Source organism: Leeuwenhoekiella blandensis MED217 (assembly GCF_000152985.1).
GTDB classification, from domain to species: domain Bacteria; phylum Bacteroidota; class Bacteroidia; order Flavobacteriales; family Flavobacteriaceae; genus Leeuwenhoekiella; species Leeuwenhoekiella blandensis.
Genome location: NZ_CH672395.1, coordinates 131,098 through 153,813, shown reverse-complemented (window position 1 = coordinate 153,813; position 22,716 = coordinate 131,098). Strand labels below are relative to the sequence as shown.

At 39.8% G+C, this 22,716-nt stretch carries 17 protein-coding genes; 5 read left to right on the top strand and 12 right to left on the bottom strand.

The genetic code is table 11. The annotated features are described in order from the left end of the window. Positions 1 to 12: 12 nt before the first annotated feature. From panD to radA, 4 genes are all read left to right on the top strand, one after another. Complete coding sequence (gene panD, locus MED217_RS00650) at positions 13 to 363, top strand: aspartate 1-decarboxylase (protein WP_009778527.1); 351 nt, start codon at positions 13 to 15, stop codon at positions 361 to 363. Between the two features lies 1 nt (position 364). Next, positions 365 to 1,333: a lysylphosphatidylglycerol synthase transmembrane domain-containing protein gene (locus MED217_RS00645; RefSeq protein ID WP_009778526.1), complete on the top strand. Its 969-nt coding sequence runs from the start codon at positions 365 to 367 to the stop codon at positions 1,331 to 1,333. A gap of 77 nt (positions 1,334 to 1,410) precedes the next feature. After that, positions 1,411 to 2,547: an alpha/beta hydrolase gene (locus tag MED217_RS00640; RefSeq protein WP_040532459.1), complete on the top strand. Its 1,137-nt coding sequence runs from the start codon at positions 1,411 to 1,413 to the stop codon at positions 2,545 to 2,547. Continuing rightward, the gene (radA, locus tag MED217_RS00635) at positions 2,547 to 3,908 is read left to right on the top strand and encodes a DNA repair protein RadA (protein ID WP_009778524.1); all 1,362 of its coding nucleotides are present in this window, start codon (positions 2,547 to 2,549) and stop codon (positions 3,906 to 3,908) included. Before MED217_RS00640 ends, radA begins: the two co-directional genes overlap by 1 nt. Positions 3,909 to 4,071: 163 nt before the next feature. Here the strand turns inward: radA and MED217_RS00630 are convergent, their stop codons facing one another. From MED217_RS00630 to MED217_RS00605, 6 genes are all read right to left on the bottom strand, one after another. Further along, entirely contained in the window at positions 4,072 to 4,818 is a 747-nt protein-coding gene (locus MED217_RS00630; RefSeq protein WP_009778523.1) for a succinate dehydrogenase/fumarate reductase iron-sulfur subunit, read from the bottom strand. A gap of 19 nt (positions 4,819 to 4,837) precedes the next feature. Beyond that, complete coding sequence (locus MED217_RS00625) at positions 4,838 to 6,841, bottom strand: fumarate reductase/succinate dehydrogenase flavoprotein subunit (protein ID WP_009778522.1); 2,004 nt, start codon at positions 6,839 to 6,841, stop codon at positions 4,838 to 4,840. A 3-nt stretch (positions 6,842 to 6,844) separates the two neighbouring features. Next, positions 6,845 to 7,501: a succinate dehydrogenase cytochrome b subunit gene (locus MED217_RS00620; protein WP_009778521.1), complete on the bottom strand. Its 657-nt coding sequence runs from the start codon at positions 7,499 to 7,501 to the stop codon at positions 6,845 to 6,847. Between the two features lie 249 nt (positions 7,502 to 7,750). Continuing rightward, the gene (locus tag MED217_RS00615; protein WP_009778520.1) at positions 7,751 to 8,143 is read right to left on the bottom strand and encodes a DUF2721 domain-containing protein; all 393 of its coding nucleotides are present in this window, start codon (positions 8,141 to 8,143) and stop codon (positions 7,751 to 7,753) included. Between the two features lie 5 nt (positions 8,144 to 8,148). Beyond that, positions 8,149 to 11,061, bottom strand: coding sequence for a sialidase family protein (locus MED217_RS00610; RefSeq protein ID WP_009778519.1), 2,913 nt, complete (start codon positions 11,059 to 11,061; stop codon positions 8,149 to 8,151). Positions 11,062 to 11,180: 119 nt separating this feature from the next. Next, on the bottom strand, positions 11,181 to 11,543 hold the full coding sequence (locus tag MED217_RS00605; RefSeq protein WP_040532458.1) for an endonuclease domain-containing protein: 363 nt from the start codon (positions 11,541 to 11,543) through the stop codon (positions 11,181 to 11,183). A gap of 153 nt (positions 11,544 to 11,696) precedes the next feature. Here MED217_RS00605 and MED217_RS00600 point away from each other — a divergent pair, with 153 nt between their 5' ends. Then, on the top strand, positions 11,697 to 12,989 hold the full coding sequence (locus tag MED217_RS00600; RefSeq protein ID WP_009778517.1) for an aminopeptidase P family protein: 1,293 nt from the start codon (positions 11,697 to 11,699) through the stop codon (positions 12,987 to 12,989). Positions 12,990 to 13,078: 89 nt separating this feature from the next. Here MED217_RS00600 and MED217_RS00595 read toward each other — a convergent pair whose 3' ends face one another. The 6 genes from MED217_RS00595 to MED217_RS00570 all read right to left on the bottom strand — a co-directional run bounded on the left by MED217_RS00595 (position 13,079) and on the right by MED217_RS00570 (position 22,711). Next, positions 13,079 to 13,519: a hypothetical protein gene (locus tag MED217_RS00595; RefSeq protein ID WP_009778516.1), complete on the bottom strand. Its 441-nt coding sequence runs from the start codon at positions 13,517 to 13,519 to the stop codon at positions 13,079 to 13,081. Positions 13,520 to 13,641: 122 nt separating this feature from the next. Continuing rightward, positions 13,642 to 15,303 (bottom strand): Ig-like domain-containing protein, encoded by a 1,662-nt coding sequence (locus tag MED217_RS00590; RefSeq protein ID WP_009778515.1) that lies wholly within the window; start codon positions 15,301 to 15,303, stop codon positions 13,642 to 13,644. An 87-nt stretch (positions 15,304 to 15,390) separates the two neighbouring features. Then, complete coding sequence (locus MED217_RS00585) at positions 15,391 to 17,091, bottom strand: nuclear transport factor 2 family protein (RefSeq protein ID WP_009778514.1); 1,701 nt, start codon at positions 17,089 to 17,091, stop codon at positions 15,391 to 15,393. Positions 17,092 to 17,102: 11 nt separating this feature from the next. Then, on the bottom strand, positions 17,103 to 19,655 hold the full coding sequence (locus MED217_RS00580) for a TonB-dependent receptor (RefSeq protein ID WP_009778513.1): 2,553 nt from the start codon (positions 19,653 to 19,655) through the stop codon (positions 17,103 to 17,105). A 169-nt stretch (positions 19,656 to 19,824) separates the two neighbouring features. Then, positions 19,825 to 21,468, bottom strand: a complete 1,644-nt coding sequence (gene pgi / locus MED217_RS00575; protein WP_009778512.1) for a glucose-6-phosphate isomerase — start codon at positions 21,466 to 21,468, stop codon at positions 19,825 to 19,827. 1 nt (position 21,469) lies between these two features. Continuing rightward, positions 21,470 to 22,711 (bottom strand): M23 family metallopeptidase, encoded by a 1,242-nt coding sequence (locus MED217_RS00570; RefSeq protein ID WP_040532457.1) that lies wholly within the window; start codon positions 22,709 to 22,711, stop codon positions 21,470 to 21,472. Positions 22,712 to 22,716: the final 5 nt, after the last annotated feature.

The following is a 22,716-nucleotide window of genomic DNA, read 5'->3' as shown; positions in this document are numbered from 1 at the left end:
TATTTTTACACCATGTTAGTTAACGTTGTAAAATCTAAAATACACCGAGTAAAAGTTACCGGCGCCGAATTGCATTATATTGGTAGCATTACCATAGACGAAGATCTTATGGATGCCGCCGGTGTGATCGAAGGTGAACGTGTACAAATCGTAAATGTCACCAATGGTGAACGCTTAGAAACCTATGCGATACCGGGACCTCGCAAGAGCGGTGAAGTCACCCTAAACGGCGCTGCGGCTCGTAAAGTGGCTAAAGGCGACATTCTCATTCTAATCACCTATGCTTTTATGGAGCTAGACGAAGCTAAAGCATTTAAGCCTTCTCTGGTTTTCCCAAACGAAGAAACTAATTTGCTCAACTAAATTGAGCAAAAAATCCTTCATAAAATTTTTAAAGATTGCGATTCCGTTAGGTATTGGTATTCTGGTGATTTACTATTCACTAAGTGCTGCCACCCCTGAAGAACGCGCAACCCTTTGGAAAAACATTAAAGGCGCCAACCCCGTCTATATCGCTGCTTCTTTAGTTTTTGGCACATTGAGTCATTTGTCAAGAGCTTACCGCTGGCAGTATCTTTTACAACCTATGGGGTATCACCCAAAACTAAGCAATAGGTTTATGGCGGTTATGGCTGCATATCTTGCCAATTTGGGAATTCCGCGAAGCGGCGAATTCCTGCGCGGAGCTCTACTAACCACTTATGAAGAGGTACCTTTTGAGAAAGCTTTTGGCACTATAATTTCAGAGCGTATTGCAGATTTTATAATGCTGCTCCTGGTGGTGGGTTTTGCCATCACTTTGCAAACCGATATGCTTCTGACCTACCTTAAAGAGCAAAACATAAATCCGCTTTACACCGTTGCCTTTCTTATTTTCGCCGTAGGCGGAATCGTCATCGGCTTCAAAATTATTCAACGGGCGCAAGCAGGTATTTTAGTGAAGCTTAAAAACTTCATGAACGGCCTTATCGAAGGAATGCAGAGCATTCTAAATATGCGTAACAAATGGGCCTTTATTGGTCACACGCTTTTTATTTGGGTCATGTATGTCCTGATGTTCTGGGTTATTAAATTTACTATTCCAGAAATTTCTTATGCTTCCACTGCAGTGATTCTCGCTGCTTTTGTGATCGGTTCTTTTGCCATCTCGGTCACCAATGGCGGTATTGGCGTTTACCCAATTAGCATTGGAGCGCTGTTTGTCTTTTTTGGCTACAGCAAAGAAGGAGGCGAGGCCTTTGGCTGGATCGTTTGGGGATCGCAAACCCTACTTGTTTTGGTACTTGGAGCGCTTTCTTTTTTATTCCTACCTATTCTGAATCGTAAAAAATAGAAACATCACTTTAGGAAAAGCCTTGTGATTAGCTTGTGAATAATCCTTAAATTCACACTGCCTTAATCTACCTTTCTATGAAAAAAACACTATTCCTTATGTTGCTTTTTTACAGCAGCATTCAGGCTCAAGTTATCTATGAGTCGGTTCCTTCTTCAAAATTTGACGAACCCCGAAATGTCAAAATTCAGCTACCCCGTAACTACGAAGCTAACGAAGACAAGAATTATCCGGTAATTCTTGTGCTTGACGGCGATTATCTTTTTGAGCCCGTAGCCGGAAATTCCGACTATTACAGCTATTGGGAAGATATGCCACAAGCCATTATTGTGGGTGTGATGCAACCCAACCGAATGGATGACACTGTTTATGATGATTCAAATTATTTCCCCACAGACCAAGGAGCAGATTTCTTTGAGTTTTTAGGAATGGAACTTCTTCCGTGGCTCAACAAACAATACCGTCTCGCTCCTTTTAATGTAGTTGTAGGCCACGATGCAACCGCGGGTTTTGCGAATTATTATTTGATGAAAAATCCACCTCTGTTTCAAGCCTACATATCGCTGAGTCCGGATTTAGCTCCGCAAATGAGTGATCGTCTCACTACTATTCTAACTCAGACTGAACAACAGATCTTTTATTACCAAGCTACAAGCACCGAAGATATTCCTTCACTAAGAGAAGAAATACTCGCTTTGCATCAAGCTTTAAATGGAATTGAAAATGAAAATTTTCATTATTATTTTGATGATTTTCAAGATGCCACACATTATTCCCTTGTAGGGCGTGCCATTCCCAGCGCTTTAGAAAAAGTTTTTGCAGTATACAGGCCCATCAGTAAAAAAGAATTCACAGAAAAAATTCTCAAAGTAGACGCGCCTTATGATTATCTGATCGAAAAATATGATACGATGCAAAATCTTTTCGGCTTAGATGATAAAATCAGAATTAATGATTTTATTGCAATTGCCGCGGCGCTCGAGCGAAAATCAGACTGGGATGGTTTTGAAAATTTAGGCAAATTAGCCAGCAAAGAATATCCCGAAACGATTTTAGGTCCTTACTATTTAGGACGTTCTTATGAAGGAAACGGACAGCCTAAAAAGGCGATGCGTACGTATGAAGGCGCACTCGTTTTACAAGAAATTGGCGATATTAATAAAGACATACTTGTTGCCCGTGCGCAACAAATTAAAGATGATTTTGGATATTAATGGCAAAAGTTAAAACAACCTTTTTCTGTCAAAACTGTGGCGCTCAATTTGCCAAATGGCAAGGGCAATGCACCTCGTGTAAAGAATGGAATACCATCGCAGAAGAAGTGGTACAAAAAGCTGAAAAAACCGGCTGGAAAACCGAAACACAAACCACAAAACGTGTTGCAAAACCACAACGCATCAAGGAAATTGACACCACAAAAGATGCACGTTTAAATACTGAAAATAATGAACTCAACCGCGTTTTAGGAGGTGGCCTTGTTCCGGGCTCACTTACTTTATTAGGCGGAGAACCTGGGATTGGTAAAAGTACATTGATGCTTCAAATTGCATTAACCCTGCCCTACACCACGCTTTACGTCTCGGGAGAAGAAAGCGCACAGCAGATTAAAATGCGTGCAGAACGCATCAATCCCACGGCAGAAAATTGTTTGATTTTAACCGAAACCAAAACGCAAAATATTTTTAAGCAAGTTGAAGAGGTGAATCCGGATATCGTGATCATCGATTCCATTCAAACGCTGCACAGCGATTATATTGAAAGCGGTGCGGGAAGTATATCACAAATACGAGAAACGACTACAGAACTCATCAAATTTGCTAAAGAGACCGCAACACCGGTAATTTTAATCGGCCACATCACCAAAGATGGAAATATCGCCGGTCCCAAAATTCTGGAACATATGGTAGATACCGTGCTTCAGTTTGAAGGAGACCGAAACCATGTGTATCGAATTCTTCGCGCACATAAGAATCGTTTTGGTTCTACCAGCGAACTCGGGATTTACGAAATGCAAGGCAGTGGATTACGAGAGGTTTCTAACCCTTCAGAAATATTGATTTCTAAAAATGATGAAGACTTAAGCGGAACTGCGATCGCTGCGACACTTGAAGGTATGCGCCCGCTTATGATAGAAATTCAAGCGCTTGTGAGCACAGCAGTATACGGAACACCACAACGCAGCGCTACCGGCTACAATGCCAAACGCCTGAATATGATTCTTGCCGTTTTAGAGAAGCGTGCAGGCTTTAGACTAGGTGCAAAAGATGTTTTTTTAAACATCACCGGTGGAATTTCAGTAGATGATACTGCTATAGATCTCGCCGTGGTTGCCGCTATTTTATCGAGTAACGAAGATATTTCGGTAGCCAAAGACATTTGTTTTGCCGCCGAAGTAGGTCTCGCGGGAGAAATACGACCGGTAACACGTGTAGAACAACGCATTCTTGAAGCAGAAAAGTTAGGCTTCGGTACCATAATGATCTCTAAATACTGTAAAGTGCCGAAGAATAATTACGGCATCACCATCGTACGCGTTGCTAAAATGAACGATGTGGTAGAATGGTTATTTGGATAGCTCGAATATTGCGCATAAAAAAAGAGCCTGTGAATTCACAAGCTCTTTTTTATGTTTAAAAGTAAACTAGCTCTGGGCAAGACCACGAGACTGCTTGCGAACGAATTTTCAATTTCGAGGCACCCCTCGCAGTATTAAATCCTTTGACGGTGCCAATACACTTTTATCCTTTTGTAGTAGCACTTAGATACTCACGGTTCATACGCGCGATATTTTCCAGAGAAATTCCTTTTGGGCATTCTATCTCGCAAGCTCCGGTATTGGTACAGTTACCAAAACCTTCTAGATCCATTTGACGTACCATATTCTCTACACGCTCTACAGCTTCAACCTGACCTTGCGGCAATAACGCATACTGAGAAACTTTAGCGGAAGTGAAAAGCATCGCGCTTGCGTTTTTACAAGCAGCAACGCAAGCTCCACAACCAATACACGTAGCGGCACTAAAAGCATCGTCTGCATCATGCTTGTTTACAGGAATACTGTTTGCATCAATCGTGTTTCCTGAGGTATTCACAGAGATATAACCACCTGCTTGCTGAATACGATCAAAAGCAGTACGATCTACAATTAAATCAGTAATTACAGGAAAAGCTGTTGCTCTAAACGGTTCTATAGTAATAGTATCACCATCGTTAAATTTACGCATATGCAACTGGCAAGTCGTTACTAAACGATCTGGCCCGTGTGGCTCTCCGTTAATTTGTAATGAGCAGCTACCGCAAATCCCCTCACGACAATCGTGATCAAATTCTACAGGCACCTCTCCTTTATTAATTAAATCTTCATTTAAAACGTCTAGCATTTCTAAAAAAGACATGTCACCTTCAATACCATCAATCTGGTAGGTTTTCATTGCTCCTTTAGCTTTAGCGTTTTCCTGACGCCATATTTTTAACGTAAGTTTCATAAACTTTAGTTGTTAAATGTTATTTATAAGAACGTGTTTTAACCTCGATGTTTTCAAAGGTTAATTGTTCTTTATGCAATTTTGCCTCTCTTGGATTGTCATTGTATTCCCAAGCAGAAACAAAACTAAAATTCTCATCATCTCTCAATGCTTCTCCTTCAGGAGTCTGATACTCTTCTCTAAAATGTCCACCACAAGATTCATTTCTTGTTAAGGCATCTTTTGCAAAAAGCTCTCCCAATTCTAAGAAATCTGCCACTCTTCCGGCCTTTTCTAATTCAGCATTTTTAGAGTCTAAACTTCCCGGTACTTTTACATTTTCCCAGAAATCTGCACGCAATTCAGCAATCTCATCCATAGCTTCCTGAAGTTCTTTTGCGTTACGTGCCATTCCACATTTATTCCACATAATCTTACCTAATTTCTTGTGGTAATAATCTACAGAATGCTTACCGCTACCATTCATCAATTTGGTCATACGGTCGCGAACGTCTTTCTCTGCCTGATCAAATTCCGGCGAATCTGTAGGTATTTTTCCGGTACGGATATCTTTTGAAAGATAATCTCCAATCGTATATGGAAGTACAAAATATCCATCCGCAAGACCTTGCATCAATGCCGAAGCCCCTAAACGGTTTGCCCCGTGATCTGAGAAGTTTGCCTCACCGGCCGCATAACAACCCGGGATTGTGGTTTGTAAGTTGTAATCCACCCAAAGACCTCCCATAGTATAATGTACCGCAGGATAAATCATCATTGGTGTGGTATACGGATCTTCATCAACGATCTTCTCGTACATCTGAAATAAGTTTCCGTATTTATTCTCAACTACCTTTTTACCGTAGTCGTAAATCTCTTTATCTGAAGGATTGTGATTTCCGTGAATCAAGGCTTCCTCTTTACCATAACGCATAATCGCGCTCTTAAAGTCAAGATAAACGGCCTCTCCTGTTTTATTTACTCCAAAACCGGCATCACAACGTTCTTTTGCTGCTCTAGAAGCTACATCACGTGGCACCAAGTTACCAAAGGCAGGATAACGACGTTCTAGATAGTAATCTCTATCCTCTTCTTTAAGATCGGTTGGTTTTAATTTACCTGCACGTATCGCTTCTGCATCCTCTTTTTTCTTTGGCACCCAAATACGACCATCATTACGCAAAGACTCTGACATCAAGGTCAGTTTAGATTGATGATCTCCAGAAACAGGAATACACGTTGGGTGAATTTGCGTGTAGCAAGGATTTGCAAAATAAGCACCGCGACGGTGTGCACGCCAAGCGGCCATCACATTACTTCCCATCGCGTTAGTAGACAAAAAGAATACGTTTCCGTAACCTCCACTCGCCAATACTACTGCGTGTGCCGAGTGTCTTTCGATCTCACCGGTCACTAAGTCTCTTGCTATAATTCCACGTGCTTTACCGTCTACAAGAACTAGATCTAACATCTCGTGGCGGTTAAAAGCCTCTATTTTACCCCGGTTGATCTGGCGGTTCATCGCAGAGTATGCTCCTAAAAGCAACTGCTGCCCAGTTTGTCCTTTAGCATAAAAGGTTCTGGAAACTAAAACTCCACCAAAAGAACGGTTGTCTAACAACCCACCATATTCACGAGCAAAAGGAACCCCTTGCGCTACGCACTGGTCGATAATATTTGCAGATACTTCAGCAAGGCGGTATACGTTAGCTTCACGCGAACGATAATCTCCTCCTTTTACAGTATCATAAAAAAGACGATAGTTAGAATCCCCGTCACCTTGATAGTTTTTTGCTGCATTGATCCCTCCTTGCGCTGCAATAGAGTGCGCACGACGTGGAGAATCCTGATAACAAAATGTCTTTACATTATACCCTAGCTCTGCAAGTGTTGCGGCAGCACTACCACCGGCAAGACCTGTTCCTACCACGATAACATCAATGTTACGTTTGTTAGCAGGGTTAACTAGGTTTATATCGTTTTTATGTTTTGTCCACTTATCTTTAAGAGGACCTTCTGGAATATTTGATTTTAATTCTGACATCGTCTAGTGATTAAAATGATGAAACAACGCGATGAAAATAAATCCGGCCGGAATTGCAATTGCATAAACCTTAGCAAATTTCTTAAGTCCTCTCGCGTATTTATTGTTAAAGCCTACCGATTGAAAAGAAGACGCAAAACCGTGATACAAGTGCAACGCCAAGAATACAAATGAAAGCACGTACAATCCGGTTCTTACAGGGCTATGGAATTTTTCTACCAACTCACCATAATAACGGGTAGCGTCACTTGGGTTTGCTTCGATATACTTATAAGCGATTTCAGGAAACCAGAAATCGTAAAAGTGAAGACCTAAAAAGGCCAAAACCACGATACCGGTATAAATCATATTACGACTTACCCAGCTAGAATTGGCATTTCCTTTATAACTCACATAGCTTACTTTTCTAGCAGAACGGTTGCGCGCTTCTAGAATGAAACCCATTACAAAGTGAAAAACAACCCCAAAAATCAATACAGGTTGAAGAATTGCCTGTACCAAAAAATTGGTTCCCATAAAATGAGAAAACTCATTAAATGTTTCAGGACTGAAGGTCGACGTGAGGTTAATTGTAAAATGCTGACCTAAAAACAATACAAGGAACAAACCAGAAAGTGCCATAGCAACTTTTCTGGCGATAGAAGAGGAAATGATTCCCATTTAATTACGTTTTTAATTTAGTACTACAAAAATACAGTCCAGCAGATTGTTTCACAAACATTCCTACAGCTTTTGGAATCGTTTTAAATAGCGCACAAAAATGTTCAACAATTCGACCGAAAACCTTTGAAACCTAGGGTTTTCTTTAAACACTTTTTTGAACACCAACGAATGATTTTGAGTTAATTTCAACCTAAAAGGCGATATTTTTGATCTCGTGCCAATCGTTTGCACCTCGAGAAATCTTCCTTATAAATCATCCATATCATTCAACTGAATCTCTAAAGCTTGGGTGCTCAATTGCACTTCAAGAAAAGAAAGTGACAGCGAGATCATTAAGGCCACAAGACTAACCCCAAAAGCAATATTTGCCCAGACCATTTTCTCGATGTAAATAAAGAACATCGTGATCACAGCCAGCAAAAAACTGATGATAGCCATGGCTTGCATCGCTTTTATAATTCCAAGTCGCCTGCGCAGTTGCTTTATTTGCCGTTTTACAGGACTTGAAGATTGGTTTTGATAACGCTTATGTAATTCTCTAATCAAAGCTGCAATGGCTAAATACCTTGCGTTATACGCTAGCATCGTCAAGGAAATCGCCGGAAACAATAACGCCGGAATACTCAAATTTAACTCCATGAACCTTAATCTTCTTCAGGAGCATTGGCTGCAGCCTCTGCCCAGTCACGACGACGGCTTCCTTCATCTACTTTAAGCTTTGTAGAAGCTGTTTTTCCTGCAACCTTAACCTGAACTTGATAACTTCCCGGAGGGATGTAGTATACATCGCTTTGCGCTTTAGCGATCTTAAGATCTTTAGTTTCTTTCTCAAGCTGTTTCTTTCCGGCTTCAGAAATAGTTAAATCATAAGGAATGTAGTTAAAGCCTTTCTCAACAGCTACTTCCCAAGACTTCACCGTTTTTTCTGCAGCGCTCAATATTTCAAGTGTTGCTTTTCCGCTTTGCGGAGCGTAGAAGGCAATTTTAATTTCTGGTGCATTTGCTGCGCGCCAAGCACTCCAAGAACGTCCCCAGTTGGTTGAATAGTCAACAGCATCCAACTCAAAAAGCTGTAAATCTGAAGCTTTACCAGCATCAAATTTCTGAATCTCATCAAGGTTTGTGATATAGATCGATCTTCCGTGAGTTCCTATTACAAGATCATTTGCTTCGGTTTGAACCACCATATCATGAACCGCAACATTGGGCATACTTCCATCTAAAAGCTCCCAACTTGATCCCTGATCAAAGCTGATATAACTCGCATCATCTGTACCTAAATACAGAATATTTTCTTTTACCGGATCTTCGATAATCACATTCACAGGAGATAATGGAAGATTGCTGCTGATATCTTTCCACGAAGCTCCAAAATCATCACTTACATACACGTAAGGCTTGAAATCATCGTAACGATACCCGTTGAGCGTGGCATAAACACGGCCCTTTTTATGAGAAGAAGCAAGTACTTTACTCACCCATAAATCCTGAGGTAACTCTTCTGAAATAATTGCCCAACTACCGCCGGCATCTTGAGTAACTTGAATTACCCCATCATCACTTCCGGTATAAAGGAGTCCAAACTGAAAAGGCGACTCAGTAACATTGGTCAGCGTTCCAAAAGGTACATTTCCTTTTTTACCGCCTGCTGTTAAATCTGGCGAAATAGGCGTCCAATCATCACCCTGATTCATAGAGCGCATCAATTTATTTCCTCCCATATACAGAATATCCTGATTGTGCGGAGAAAGTAAAATAGGAGTCTCCCAGTTGAAACGATAAGGCGCTTCTCCTAAACCGTGACTTGGCTTGATATACTTACGCTCGCCGGTCTCTAAATTCATACGATTATAATACCCAAACTGCGAACCTGCGTAAACAATATTACTATTGCGGCGGTCTATTTGCACCTGCATCCCATCACCACCTCCAATAGATTTGTACGGGTATTGTCCTTCGGCCTCATAGTCTTTAGAATAAGAATACGTGTGCGGACCTTTCCAAGTCCCATTATCTTGTAAACCTCCGTAAACATTGTACGGTTTTTCATAATCAACGTTTATCGCATAGAATTGTCCTAAAGCTATCGAGTTAAGTTTATTCCAGCTTTTCCCGGCATCGTAAGACATGTTCAGTCCACCATCATTTCCATTAATCAAATGATTAGGCATATCAGGATCTACCCAGATCACGTGATGATCAACGTGCACATTAGGCTCATCGATATAGGTAAAGGTTTTTCCACCATCTGTAGATTTGATCAAAGGAACACCCACGAGATAAATCTCATCTCGATCCTGAGGATTTACATCCATCTCTGCGAAAACATATCCGTATGAAAAGAAGAAATCATCGATATAACCATCGTGCGTACGCTTCCAGGTTTTTCCACCATCTTCGGTTAAATAAATTTCGGCTCCAATGACTTCACCTTCAGTATCTGCAGCATTCTTATCATACGTATACAAATGCAAATCAGATGGTTTTAGTTCGTCGCTTTTAACCATAGCTTTTACTTTAGCCACATCATATTGTCTCGGAAAACGGTTAGAACGCAAATAATCTGCGAGGCTTTCATTCTCTAAAGCCAAGAAACCTGACTTAGACATAGATTTAAATTGTTCAGGCTTTAATGCTTTATCATCCTGCTCTTGCCCTTCCTCTTTAGATTCTTCTCGTATATCTTGATTATCGTGAACAGCATAAACGGTATTGGCATCAACCACGGCAACACCAATACGACCAACGCCTTTCCCTTGCGGAAAACCATTACCTGTGGTCACCAACTCCCAAGTAGCTCCGGCATCGGTAGATTTGTAAATTCCTGAGTTCTCTCCTGAACCTACAAAATCCCAGGCCATACGCTCACGCTCCCAAGCAGTCGCATACATCACTGAAGGATTATCTGGAGCTTCAGCCAGACTTATAATTCCTGTTTTTTCGTTTATGAAAAGGGTTTTCTCCCAAGTATCACCACCATCTGTGGTTTTGAAAATTCCGCGTTCTGCGTTATCAGAATACAAATGCCCTAAAGCACCTACGACTGCAACATCAGGATTGCTCGCATCAAGAACGATGTCACTGATATGATGTGAATCTAATAGCCCTTTTTGTTCCCAGGTTTTTCCGCCGTCGGTACTTTTTAAAATTCCGATACCGGCATAAGAAGAGCGAGACGAAATGGTTTCTCCTGTTCCTACCCAGATAATATTTGCCGACCAGTTTACCGCAATGTCACCCACATTTTGTGTAGGAGCAGTATCAAAAACAGAGTCGAATGTATTTCCGTTATTAGAAGTGTGCCACACACCGCCCGTAGCGTACGCTACATAAAACTCGGTGCTGTTTTCTGGATTCACTTCAATATCAACCACGCGACCACTCATAATTGTTGGGCCAACGTTAGTAAACGGAACATTTTTTACAATGGAATTTGCCAGCATTTGATCTTTGGTCTCAAGAGAGGCTTCTACCTGTTGCGCTCCTGTTGCAGGCTTCTGCGCGTAAGACAAACAAATACTGAAAAGAAAAATGGAGAAAAATAATCGTGTTTGCATAGAGAAAGATTTTATGCTTCTAAAAATAACCATTTAGTTAAAGAATTGCTAAGTAAATTAAATGAAAACATCCCTCCCTGCCCCTCCCTTCAAAGGGAGGGAAATACAGCTTAACATTATCAACGTAATTGCTCTATTTCATTCCTTATTGTATTAGAAACATTTTTTACGTTACTGAGAACTTCCTCATTTGTAAATCGCACGAATACAACCCCATAAGACTCTATTTCCTCAGCTCTTTTGGAATCTTCCAGAAACTGAGTGTTGTGTATGCTCCCATCAACTTCAATAGCTAACCCTATATCGTGACAATAAAAATCTACTATGTAATCAAGGATAGGAACTTGCCGATGGAATTCAACACCTAATACCTTTCGACGCAACACACCCCATAAATGCTTTTCAGCCTCTGTTTGATTTTTTCTTAGAAGCCTTGCTAAAGGTTTCAGGTCTTTTCGATATGGAATAATCTTATTAGCCATTTCTAAAATTAACAAAACCTTCAAAAACAAATTAGTCTGTACACAAACCTTTGTCTTGCCTCCCCTTCGAAGGGGAGGTTTGGAGGGGATGTGCTTCAGTTTATTTCAGCATCGGTTTAATTTCTTTTACCTTTGAAAAAACTCAATTTAGATATGAAATACGACCTTATAGATCGCCAACTGTTTATTAAAAACCGCAAAGGTTTTATGGATGCTATGAAGCCAAACAGCCTTGCCGTTTTTAACAGCAACGACATTTATCCGATAGGCGCAGACAGCACAATGCCTTTTCAACAAAATAGAGATTTATTCTACCTGAGCGGCGTTGATCAAGAGGAGAGCATACTGGTTCTTTTTCCGGATTGCCCAAAAGCAAAGCACCGCGAAATTTTATTCCTGAAAGAAACGAATGAGCATATTGCAGTCTGGGAAGGCGAAAAATTAACTAAAGAAAAAGCATTAGAAGTAAGCGGCGTAGAAACAGTGTACTGGCTTCAGGAATGGAACAAGGTTTTTTACGAACTTATGACTCAAGCTGAAACTATTTACATTAACACCAACGAGCACTATCGCGCTAATGTTGAGACCGAAACACGAGAAGCTCGTTTCAATAAAAAAATAAAAGAGCAATATCCTGCGCATAGTGTAGCAAAGAGCAACCCTATTTTACAGCGTTTACGCTCGGTAAAAGATCCGATCGAGCTCGACATTATGCAGCAAGCCTGCAACATTACCGAAAAAGGTTTTAAACGCGTGTTGCAGTTCACAAAACCAGGGGTTATGGAATATGAGATCGAAGCTGAATTCATGCACGAATTCCTGCGCAATCGCTCCAAAGGTTTTGCATACACTCCAATTGTAGCCTCAGGAAATAACGCAAATGTGTTGCATTATGTGGTAAATAATGCCGAATGTAAAGCGGGAGACTTGATCCTGCTCGATATTGGTGCTGAATATGCGAATTACAGCAGTGATATGACACGTACTATTCCTGTATCAGGAAGATTTACCGATCGTCAAAAGGAAGTCTACAATGCGGTTTTACGCGTTAAAAAGGAAGCTACAAAAATGCTCACTCCGGGAACACTTTGGGGACCTTATCACGAAGAGGTGGGAAAATTAATGACTTCAGAATTGTTAGGGCTTGGCTTACTAGACAAAGTTGATGTTCAAAATGAAAACAAAGACTGGCCGGCTTATAAAAAATATTTTATGCACGGCACGTCACACCATATCGGTCTAGACACACACGATTATGGATTGCTTCACGAACCTATGCAAGCAAATAACGTATTTACAGTAGAACCGGGAATTTATATTCCTGAAGAAGGATTTGGAATTCGCCTGGAAGACGATGTGGTTATTCAGGAAAATGGTGAACCTTTCAACTTAATGCGTAACATTCCTTTAGAAGTTGAAGAGATCGAAGACTGGATGAATCGCTAGGTAGACGTTGGACAAAATAAAAATCCCTTGATTAGCCGACTAATCAAGGGATTTTTATTTTGTCTAAATACTTAGGTCTTGAATCTAATTTAAAACCAGTTTGACCAAGGAATTCTGGTAAGCATTACAAGAAGTCCTAGCGTATAGAATATAGCTAAGAGTTTAAACTTAGGCTTTGAGGTCAATTTCTTTTTATGCTTGCTGTAACCTACCGTTACAAAAACAATCGTGATGATCATTGCCAGCGGATGCTCTACAACATACAAACGTAAATTAGGATCGCTCATCGCTGCGCTCATTCCTTGAGAAGCTATCGCTTTTGCTCCTAAAGGAGACACAAAATAAAGCACGATACCAATAAGCAGTTGAATATGTGTTACGATCAACGTAAATAAGGCTAATCGAAAATCACGTGCGCTAAACTCTTTATTTCCGAAGTAAGAAACTAAAGAGTTGATGGTAGTTATGGTAAGTACTGCGAGCACTAAATAAGCCCAATACGAGTGTACAAATTGAATGGTATTATACATAGTCTGATTTTTGAATCTCAAAGATAACTTTTTGCATTAAAAGCCATTCAAATCTTAAGCGTTAAAAGCAAAAACCCTTTTCAAAGCTGAAAAGGGTTTTAAAATTATAAGATATTATTCAACTACTCCCAAGTATTTTCGGCAGGAGTTCCTCCCCAGATCAAGGTCGCAAGATATGGGTTATCTATAAATGGATTACGAACACCCTGAGCACCTTCAATCACTTCATTACGCTGACGCTCAAAGTCAGAAACCGGATCTTCACGATTCCATTTCAGGAATAGATCTAACGTCCCCACTTTAGTATAATCTTCTCCATAACGCACATTGAGATACAACACCATACGTGCTACATCTCCTTTCCATTCATCTCCTGGGAACCAAGAATTTCCGTTTACAAGCTCGTATTGACCACTACCATCTGTATATGGATAATTCAAACGAAGCGAATTTATAGCATCGTCTGCCGATCGTAAATGATGTAAATCGGTCACTGCATCTTCACTATCTAAACGCGACTGCGGAAAAATATGTTCAGTATTGAAGGTTTGCGGGGTATGAGGATTACTTCCCGAAGTATATTCTCTACGATCTCTGCTTTCGCCCGAGTACATCAAGATCACATTTGCAGGATTATCTAAATCTTCATCTGCATCATACAAATATTCATGACGCTCAAAATACGTAAGAATTGTGGTATGCATATCCTGCGTAAGCGTACGCAGCACAGTGAAATTCAAGTCTTCATCTGTAGTAAGCGCCAAATCTCCATAATAATATTCTAGCGCCGCAGGAATATTAACGTCAAGACCATCTACAAGCTTAATAGTTATTGTTGCAGTTACACAAGACGGTGTCTCATCATCATCGCACAACGTGTAGGTAATGGTATCCTCCCCTATAAAATCTGTAGTTGAAGTATAGGTGATCGCACCATCTTCATTAAGCGTTGCAGCGCCAGATCCCGAATAACTGATTTCGGTTACTACGGCGTCATCAATCAAATCGTCATTTTCAGTAAAACCTTCTAAGGTTAATGTTTGATTTTCTTGTCTAAACACAAATTCATCGTCTACAGCTACCGGCGTTCCTTCGTCTATAACAGTGATGGTAATAGTAGCGGTTGAACAAACCGGGGTTTCATCATCATCGCAAATAGTATAGGTAAACGCATCTTCTCCTGCATATGCATTAGGGGCAGTATACGAGATCGAGCCATTCTCATTAATCACAGCTGTCCCTAGGGTATTTGTTAAGTCAAGCTCAGTCACTTCAGCATTATAAGGGAGCTCATCATTTTCGAGATAATTATTGATTCTAAAGGTAGTATTTTCGGTCACCTCATAGCTATCGTCAACAGCAACGGGATCTGCTCCAGTAACAGTGATTGTCACAGTTGCAGAAGAACAATTCACAGGTGTTTCAGAATCACATAGTGTATAACTGAAGGTATCTTCCCCATTAAAACCTGATAGCGGTGTATAGGTAAAAGTGCCATCTCTATTGTCTACAATGCTTCCACCTTCTGAAGACTCAGCATCAATTTCTGAAACACGACCAAAATCAAAAATGGTATCATTCTCTAAAAGATCAGCAATGGTTAATGCTTCATTTTCTCCAGTAGTATAGGCGTCGTCAGCAGCGACTGGCTTATTTACCTCTGGTTCTGGTTCTGGCTCAGGAGTTACAGAAGTATCATCTCCTCCGCTACATCCTAAAACAAGAATCAGCGATAAAAGACTTAAAAATCTCCATGGAAATTTAGGGGTAACATTCTTTTTCATAATTCTATTTTATTGTATTTCAATATAGGTATAGAAAAGAAAACCTCCTACTTTGGGTAGGAGGTTTAACTTATTATCTATTATAGGTTATTGTAAAACCCAAACTCCGTCTGTTTTGATTAACAAGAAGGTTTCGGTTGTGTTAGAACCGTTATAAATGTCAAAGGTAACAGCGTACTTCTGACCTTCTTCTGCAGAAGGATCGATATCATCAAGCAATATGTTCATTGCCTCAAGAATCATATCGTCACTCCAGAAAGCAGCATTACCACTACGGCGGTCTAAGTTACCGTATTGTGCCATACTTGACGTTTGAGCAGGATAAGTAGCACCTAATTCTTCAACTATCAAGTCATAATCTGCAGGAGTTAAAGTGTAAGCAATGGTGTTATCTGGAACCCAAGTTGTACCGTCATTACCAAATTGTAATGAAGTTTCAATAACACTTGGAATGTTTACAAAAACACCATTTTCAAAAATGAAGTTTGCATATTCAGTTGAAGTAGAACCGTCATAGAATGCGTAAGCTACCGCTACAAAGTCACCTTCCTCGGCATAAGGAAATTCTCTTCCTAAGAAAATCTCTAACTTATAGATCGCTTCGTCCTCATCATCAAAGTTTGGATATGATTGTCCCATTTCTGTATAGTCCTCAGACTCTAACATAAAGGGCTCATTCCAAGAATTATTTGCGAACGCATAAACTGTAGTAGCTTCAATAGTAGAAACAGATGCAGTTTCATCAATTACAAACGTATCACCTTCTTTAACAACAGAAGCAACTGAAGAACTTACACTTCCATTATAAATCTGATATGTTAACTCGTATTTATCTCCTTCTTCCGCATCTGGGAATCGAGCATCAAGAACAATATTATAAGCTTCTAGAAGCATTGAAGGATTCCAGTAATTAGAACTAGTTTCACGTACATCAAAACTTCCGTATTGAGCTAAATTACCTGCTGGACCAGGATAAGTCTCAGCTAATTCTGTACCCACTAGAGTGTAATCATCATCAATAAACTCATAAGAAACACCACCAACAGCTACATATGCATTACCGTCAAACTGTACAGTCATACTTTCTGTGCCAGCACTACCGTCATAAATCGCATAAGAAACATTGTATTTTTGACCAGTAACATTGTCAAAATTATCAGCTAAAACAAAATTAATTGCTTCAAGAATCATATCGTTATCCCAATAAGCATCACGCTCTTCTCTACGATCGAAGTTGCTGTACTGAGCTGCACTAGACGCTGGATCTGGATAAGCAGCAGCTAATTCTTCTCCAATAAGATCAAAATCATCTGCATTTATAGTATACTGAATTTCGTCAGCAAGTACTTGATAGGTTAAACTAACGTAGTCACCGTTCTCTGCTTGAGGATATTGGTAATCAAGAAAATCTTGAATTTCACCTAAGCCAGAAAAATAAGTATTAGAAAGACCAACAGCTTCATAATCTGCTGCTACAACAGTGTAGTCCTCAACTCGAATAGGATCGTAAATAGCAAAAGTTACATTAGCTAAAGAACCTTCTCCTAATACAGGAAAGTTGTTATTCAATACTTGCGGGATTAATGCACGGGCATCATCCATACTGCTGAAGTTACCAAAGTTAAGCTCTAGATCTGCATAATCATCGTCAGTCAATGTGTAATCAAGAACAGTGTTTATACCTGGCTCGTTTGCCTCCAAGCGCTCGTTGATATCCTCTACAGGATCACAACCAATGGCTAAAAAAGCCATTGCAATTGCGGTAAATAAATAATTTATTTTTTTCATCTCAATTTTTTTTAGAAATTAATTGTTGCTCCAATGGTATATGTTCTACCAGGACCATAATATACTAAAGCAGTTTCTGCAACAGAACCGTCTCCGTCTTGAGCATCAGAAATATACTCAGTTCCTAATACGTTAAATACGTTAGCATTGATTTGTGTATTAAAACCACCAAAGTTGAATCTATGATTAATACCTAAATCAAACACTCCATAGTCAGGCATTTTCCAAGTTTGAGGAAGTCCTTGTACACTACGACCTGTAACATCATAATCTGCATAATAATCAGCAGCATAGTTAAAAGAAGCTCTTAAAGTTGTAGAAGCAAGCACAGCATAATCAGCACCAACAGCAAAGGTAGTTTGTGCAGAGTTACCCACTTTTACACCATCAAGATAAATATCGATTGGGTCTCCAATTGGGTTTTGCTGATCGTCAAACACCTGAACATCATTAACATCATTAGCCCATTGCCAGTCACCTAAAGAAGCCATACCTGTTAAGGTTAAAGTTTCGGTAGGACGGTACTGTAATTCTAATTCAACACCTTGGTGCAATGCGTCTATACCTAAAATGTTTGCAGTGTACTGAATGTTGTTTGCAGTTCTTGAGATCGTATAGGTTCTATCCATCCATTGTGTACGATACACGTTCAAGTCAGCTCTAAAATTATCGCCTCTGAATCCGTATCCTAATTCTGCACTAAAAATCTTTTGATTTACAGCCTCTTCATTGGTTACGTTTGTATTGTTTAAGAATACAGCATTACTAAATGGAGCACGCTCAAAGTAACCTACATTACCAAAAACATTGTGCTTTTCATCAAGTCGGTAGTTTACACCACCTTTTGTACTGAAAGCTGCGAAGTTTACCCAGTCAGTCTCTCTAAGCGGATCGTCTGGAGTATACTTAAAGTAATCCTCTCTTTTATAAGAAGTGTTGTTACCCGCAACAGAAATTACTGCAGAAATCGCATCCTTGTTATACTCTGCCTGAGCAAATAAACCTTGCCAGTTAGTATAACCTGTGTCATTGTAGTTGTACTTATCTCCAACACGTACTACTTTGTTAGGATTATTAACATCATTATCATCTACATAGAATGCACCACCTAATAGATCTGTTAACTCTGTGTAGTGATCTCCCTGGTAAAAACGTAAATCAATACCAGCAGTTAAATCAATATATTCTGTTAATTCGGTATTGTAAGTAGAAAGCGCACCATACCATTGGTGATTGTTTCTAGAAGCTCTCAAGAAAGTCTCAGCACTTGTTGCCTGACCTAAAGCTTTATTCTCTGCAATGATCTTATCAAGGTTTACAGGACCAAACTCTTGAGTACGATAGTCTGTATCATACTTACCAAATTTGTTAGTTCCTGCAGTACCACCACCACCACCGGTACCAAATGAATAGTAAACCGCTGTTGTAAGTGAGGAAATATCATTAATGGTCCAATAGTGATTTAATGACATTTGAGGCTTGTGATAGAAGTTATCTTCAATATTTACTAACTGACCATTTTTATAACCATAGTCTGTGTTAGTACGAATACCACGATCACTTCTTCTAAAATCATCAATTAACAATCTATTTTGACGCTGTCCGTGACGCTGTGGAGCACCAAAAGCTGTAAAAGACAATTCGTGATTCTCACCAATTTTCTTAGCAACGTTTAAGAAGTAAGAGTATGCGTCAATGGTAGTTGCATCTACAAATTGCTCTCCAGTAGTTCTTGAAAGACTTACAGTAGCAGCCCAATCATTTTCTAATAAACCGGTAGAAAGTTTAAAACCGTACTTAGTATAACCATCGTTACCAGTAGCCATCATTACGTTTCCACCTTTTTCGATATCGGTAGATTTTGTTACGATGTTGACAGTTCCCCCAATAGAAGGAAGACCTATCATCGCTGCACCAAGACCTCTTTGCACCTGCATAGAGCTCGCTACATCAGAAAGACCAGCCCAGTTACTCCAGTATACACGACCGTTTTCCATATCGTTTACCGGAATACCGTTGATCATTACCGCAACGTTTTCTGAGTTGAAACCACGTATACGAAGTTCTGCATCTCCAAAACCACCACCACCTCTGGTTACATAAACACCAGGAGTAGTTTTAAGGATCTCAGGAAATTCCTGACTTCCTAATTCATTCTGAATAGTCTCAGCTTTAATAGTAGAAACCGCAACAGGAGTTTTACGGTCGATAGCTAAAGAGTATGCCTTAACGATTACCTCGTCAAGAGCATCAGAATCCATCTCTAGATTGATGGTCCCTAAATCAATAACTTTTTTACCAGATAAATCAAAAGCCAGTGTTGACGGCTTAAAACCTACGTAAGAAACACGCAGTGAACCTGTGTTCTCAACAACCTGGATCTCAAAAACTCCATCAAAGTCTGTTGATACTCCGTTAGTTGTTCCTTCAACAACAACGTTTACTCCAGGTAGCGGCGTTCCGTTTTCACCGTCTACTACAGTACCACGAATAGTTCCTTGAGCTTGCATGAAAGCTGTAAGCAAAAGAAACACAAGTGTTAGTGAACTTGTAATTTTTTTCATTGTGCTTGTTTAAATTTAGATTTTGCGCAAAAGTCTTAATAAAGACCTAATTAAATATTAACGCAATGTTAAGGATTAGATCTCGACATGAAATGTCAAAATTTAACCCTTAACTATTCTATTTTAACTTTTAACAGTTAAAAAACTAAATCTAAATAAGCAGCCGAATTTATTTTTTGAAGGCTTGAATCAAAGCGGTTGTTGATGCATCATGAGAAGCGATACTATCTGAATTTAAATCACTTAGCACATTTTTTGCTAATTGTTTACCCAACTCAACACCCCATTGATCGTAGCTAAAAATATTCCAAAGGATTCCTTCAGTGAAGATTTTATGCTCATATAACGCGATCAATGTACCTAAACTTTCTGGTGTTAGCTTATCAATAAGAATGGTTGTTGTAGGCTTATTTCCGTCAAAAACTTTGAACGGGACAAGCTTTTCAATAGCAGCTGCATCCATACCTGAAGCGTCCAATTCGGCCTTGGCTTCTGCTTCGGTTTTACCATTCATCAATGCTTCAGTTTGTGCAAAAAAGTTGGCCATCAATTTGTTATGATGGTCTTTATCACCATGCAATGATTCTTTATAACCAATAAAATGTGTCGGGATAATTTTAGTTCCCTGATGAATTAATTGGAAAAATGCGTGTTGCGAATTGGTTCCCGGTTCACCCCAAACGATCTGACCGGTTTGATAGTCTACGTGATTTCCGTCACGGTCAACACTTTTACCGTTACTCTCCATTATCGCTTGTTGCAAATATGCTGGGAAACGGTGTAAGTATTGCGTGTACGGAATAATCGCTTCACTTTCGGCACCAAAGAAATTATTGTACCACACCGTAACAAGCGCCATCATCACAGAAATATTCTCATCTAGTGGGGTGTTTTTAAAATGCTCATCTGCTTTGTGTGCTCCGGCAAGCATACTTTCAAAGTTGTTGTACCCAACAGCCAGGGCAATAGAAAGCCCTACCGAACTCCATAATGAGAAACGACCACCAACCCAGTCCCACATTGTGAACACGTTGTTAGGATCGATACCAAAATCCTTAACAGCAGTTTCGTTTGTTGAAACGGCCACAAAGTGTTTTGCTACTGCCTCACCATCTTCGACAGCTCCAGCAACTTTACTTAAAAACCATTTTCTTGCAGTAGTCGCATTAGAAAGCGTTTCTTGAGTAGTGAACGTTTTTGAAACGATTACAAAAAGTGTGGTTTCGGGATTGAGATCTTTTAGAGATTCGTGAACGTGATCACCATCTACATTAGAGATAAAATGCACCTTAAGGTGATTGTGGTAATAGGCTAGAGCTTCAGCAACCATCACAGGCCCAAGATCTGAACCACCAATACCTATATTGACTACATCGGTAATTGCTTTGCCTGTGTAGCCTTTATGCGTACCACTGATAACAGTATCACAAAAGCCTTTAATTTTTTCTTTTACTTCGTTGACCTCAGGAATCACATCTTCTCCGTCTATCTCAACACTTGCATCAGTCGGTTGACGCAATGCAGTATGCATTACCGCACGACCTTCGGTCTCGTTTATTTCGGCTCCGCCAAAATAAGCAGCTTTCGCTTCTTCAAGATTCATCTCTTTAGCCAAGTCTAGCAACAACGACTTGGTCTCTTCTGTGATTCTGTTTTTACTATAGTCAACATAAAAATCCTCCCACTTTAACGTGAAAGCTTCTGCCCTTGATTCATCTTCAAAGAGCTTTTTCATCTTGACATCTTTGATGTCTTCAAAATGTGCCTGAAGTGCTTTCCAGGCTTTAGTCTGAGTAGGATTTACTTTTTGCATTTTATGTTGATTTTTGGAAGGTTATTGCATCTAATTGCGCTTTAATAGGCGCAATGTATTCAAAATATTGTGGCTGATATTGCTCTTCTAAAGGTGCTGATGTAGGCAAGTCTATAGCAAACGGATCTACTTGTTTCCCGTTTTTCCAAAAGCGATAGCATACGTGCGGACCACTGGTATTACCCGTCATCCCAATATAACCTATCACATCTCCTTGTCTTACAAAGTCACCTCTACTTACTGCTCGTTTACTCATATGCAGGTATTGCGTATCGTAGGTTCCGTTATGCCTGATCTTAACATAATTACCATTACCTCCTCTATATTCTGATGCGATTATGGTACCGTCTGAAGTAGCCATAATTGGTGTTCCTACAGGCGCGGCAAAATCGGTTCCTTTATGAGGGCGGATTCGGTTACCGTAATAGGCAATACGACGTCTTAAATTATAACGAGAAGAAATACGACCAAACTTTAACGGACTCTTTAAAAAAGCACGACGCAAGTTATCTGCATCCTGATCGTAATAATCACGCTGCCCACCGCTTATCGAATCGTTTTGAAAAGCAAAGGCATAAATAGGTTTTCCCTTATGTTCAAACCAACTTGCTTTGATCTCTCCAAAACCTGCCGGAATCGTGTCATTAATATACTTTTCAGTATAAACCACTTTAAATTTATCTCCGGGTTGCAGCCTAAAGAAATCAATGGTCCAGGCATAAATATCTGCCATCCCGTAGGCTACCAGAATATTAACACCCAAATCATCAAAAGTGGTAGATAAGTTATCGTTGATCACACCGTGTGCTACACGTTCTTTAATCGTTACAGGACGTTTTTTTGCTGCTGCTTTTACCACCTCATCTGCAAAATCGAGCACCACATAATCGATCTTGTTTTGCTCATAAATAAAGACCTGAGCTTGGTTTGTAGAATCTTTACTTTTTAAAAGTGTATAAGGTTTACCCACGACAATTTTACGGGTATCAAACGTATTTTTAACCGAATCTGTTATTTGTTGAATCGTCCCGTAATCAATCCCATTTTCAAAAAGGATCTGACCAAAACTATCTCCAGATTGAACCGTGTCTGAAACTACCTCATAATCATCAAGCACATAGCCAAAGCGTTTATTCACTGGCTTTACTACCTTCTCTTTAACCGGTTCCTTTTCTTTAGTTTCATCATCTGCACAACTCATCAATGTGAGCAAGGCAACGAGTACGATACTTAGTTTTTTCAATTTAG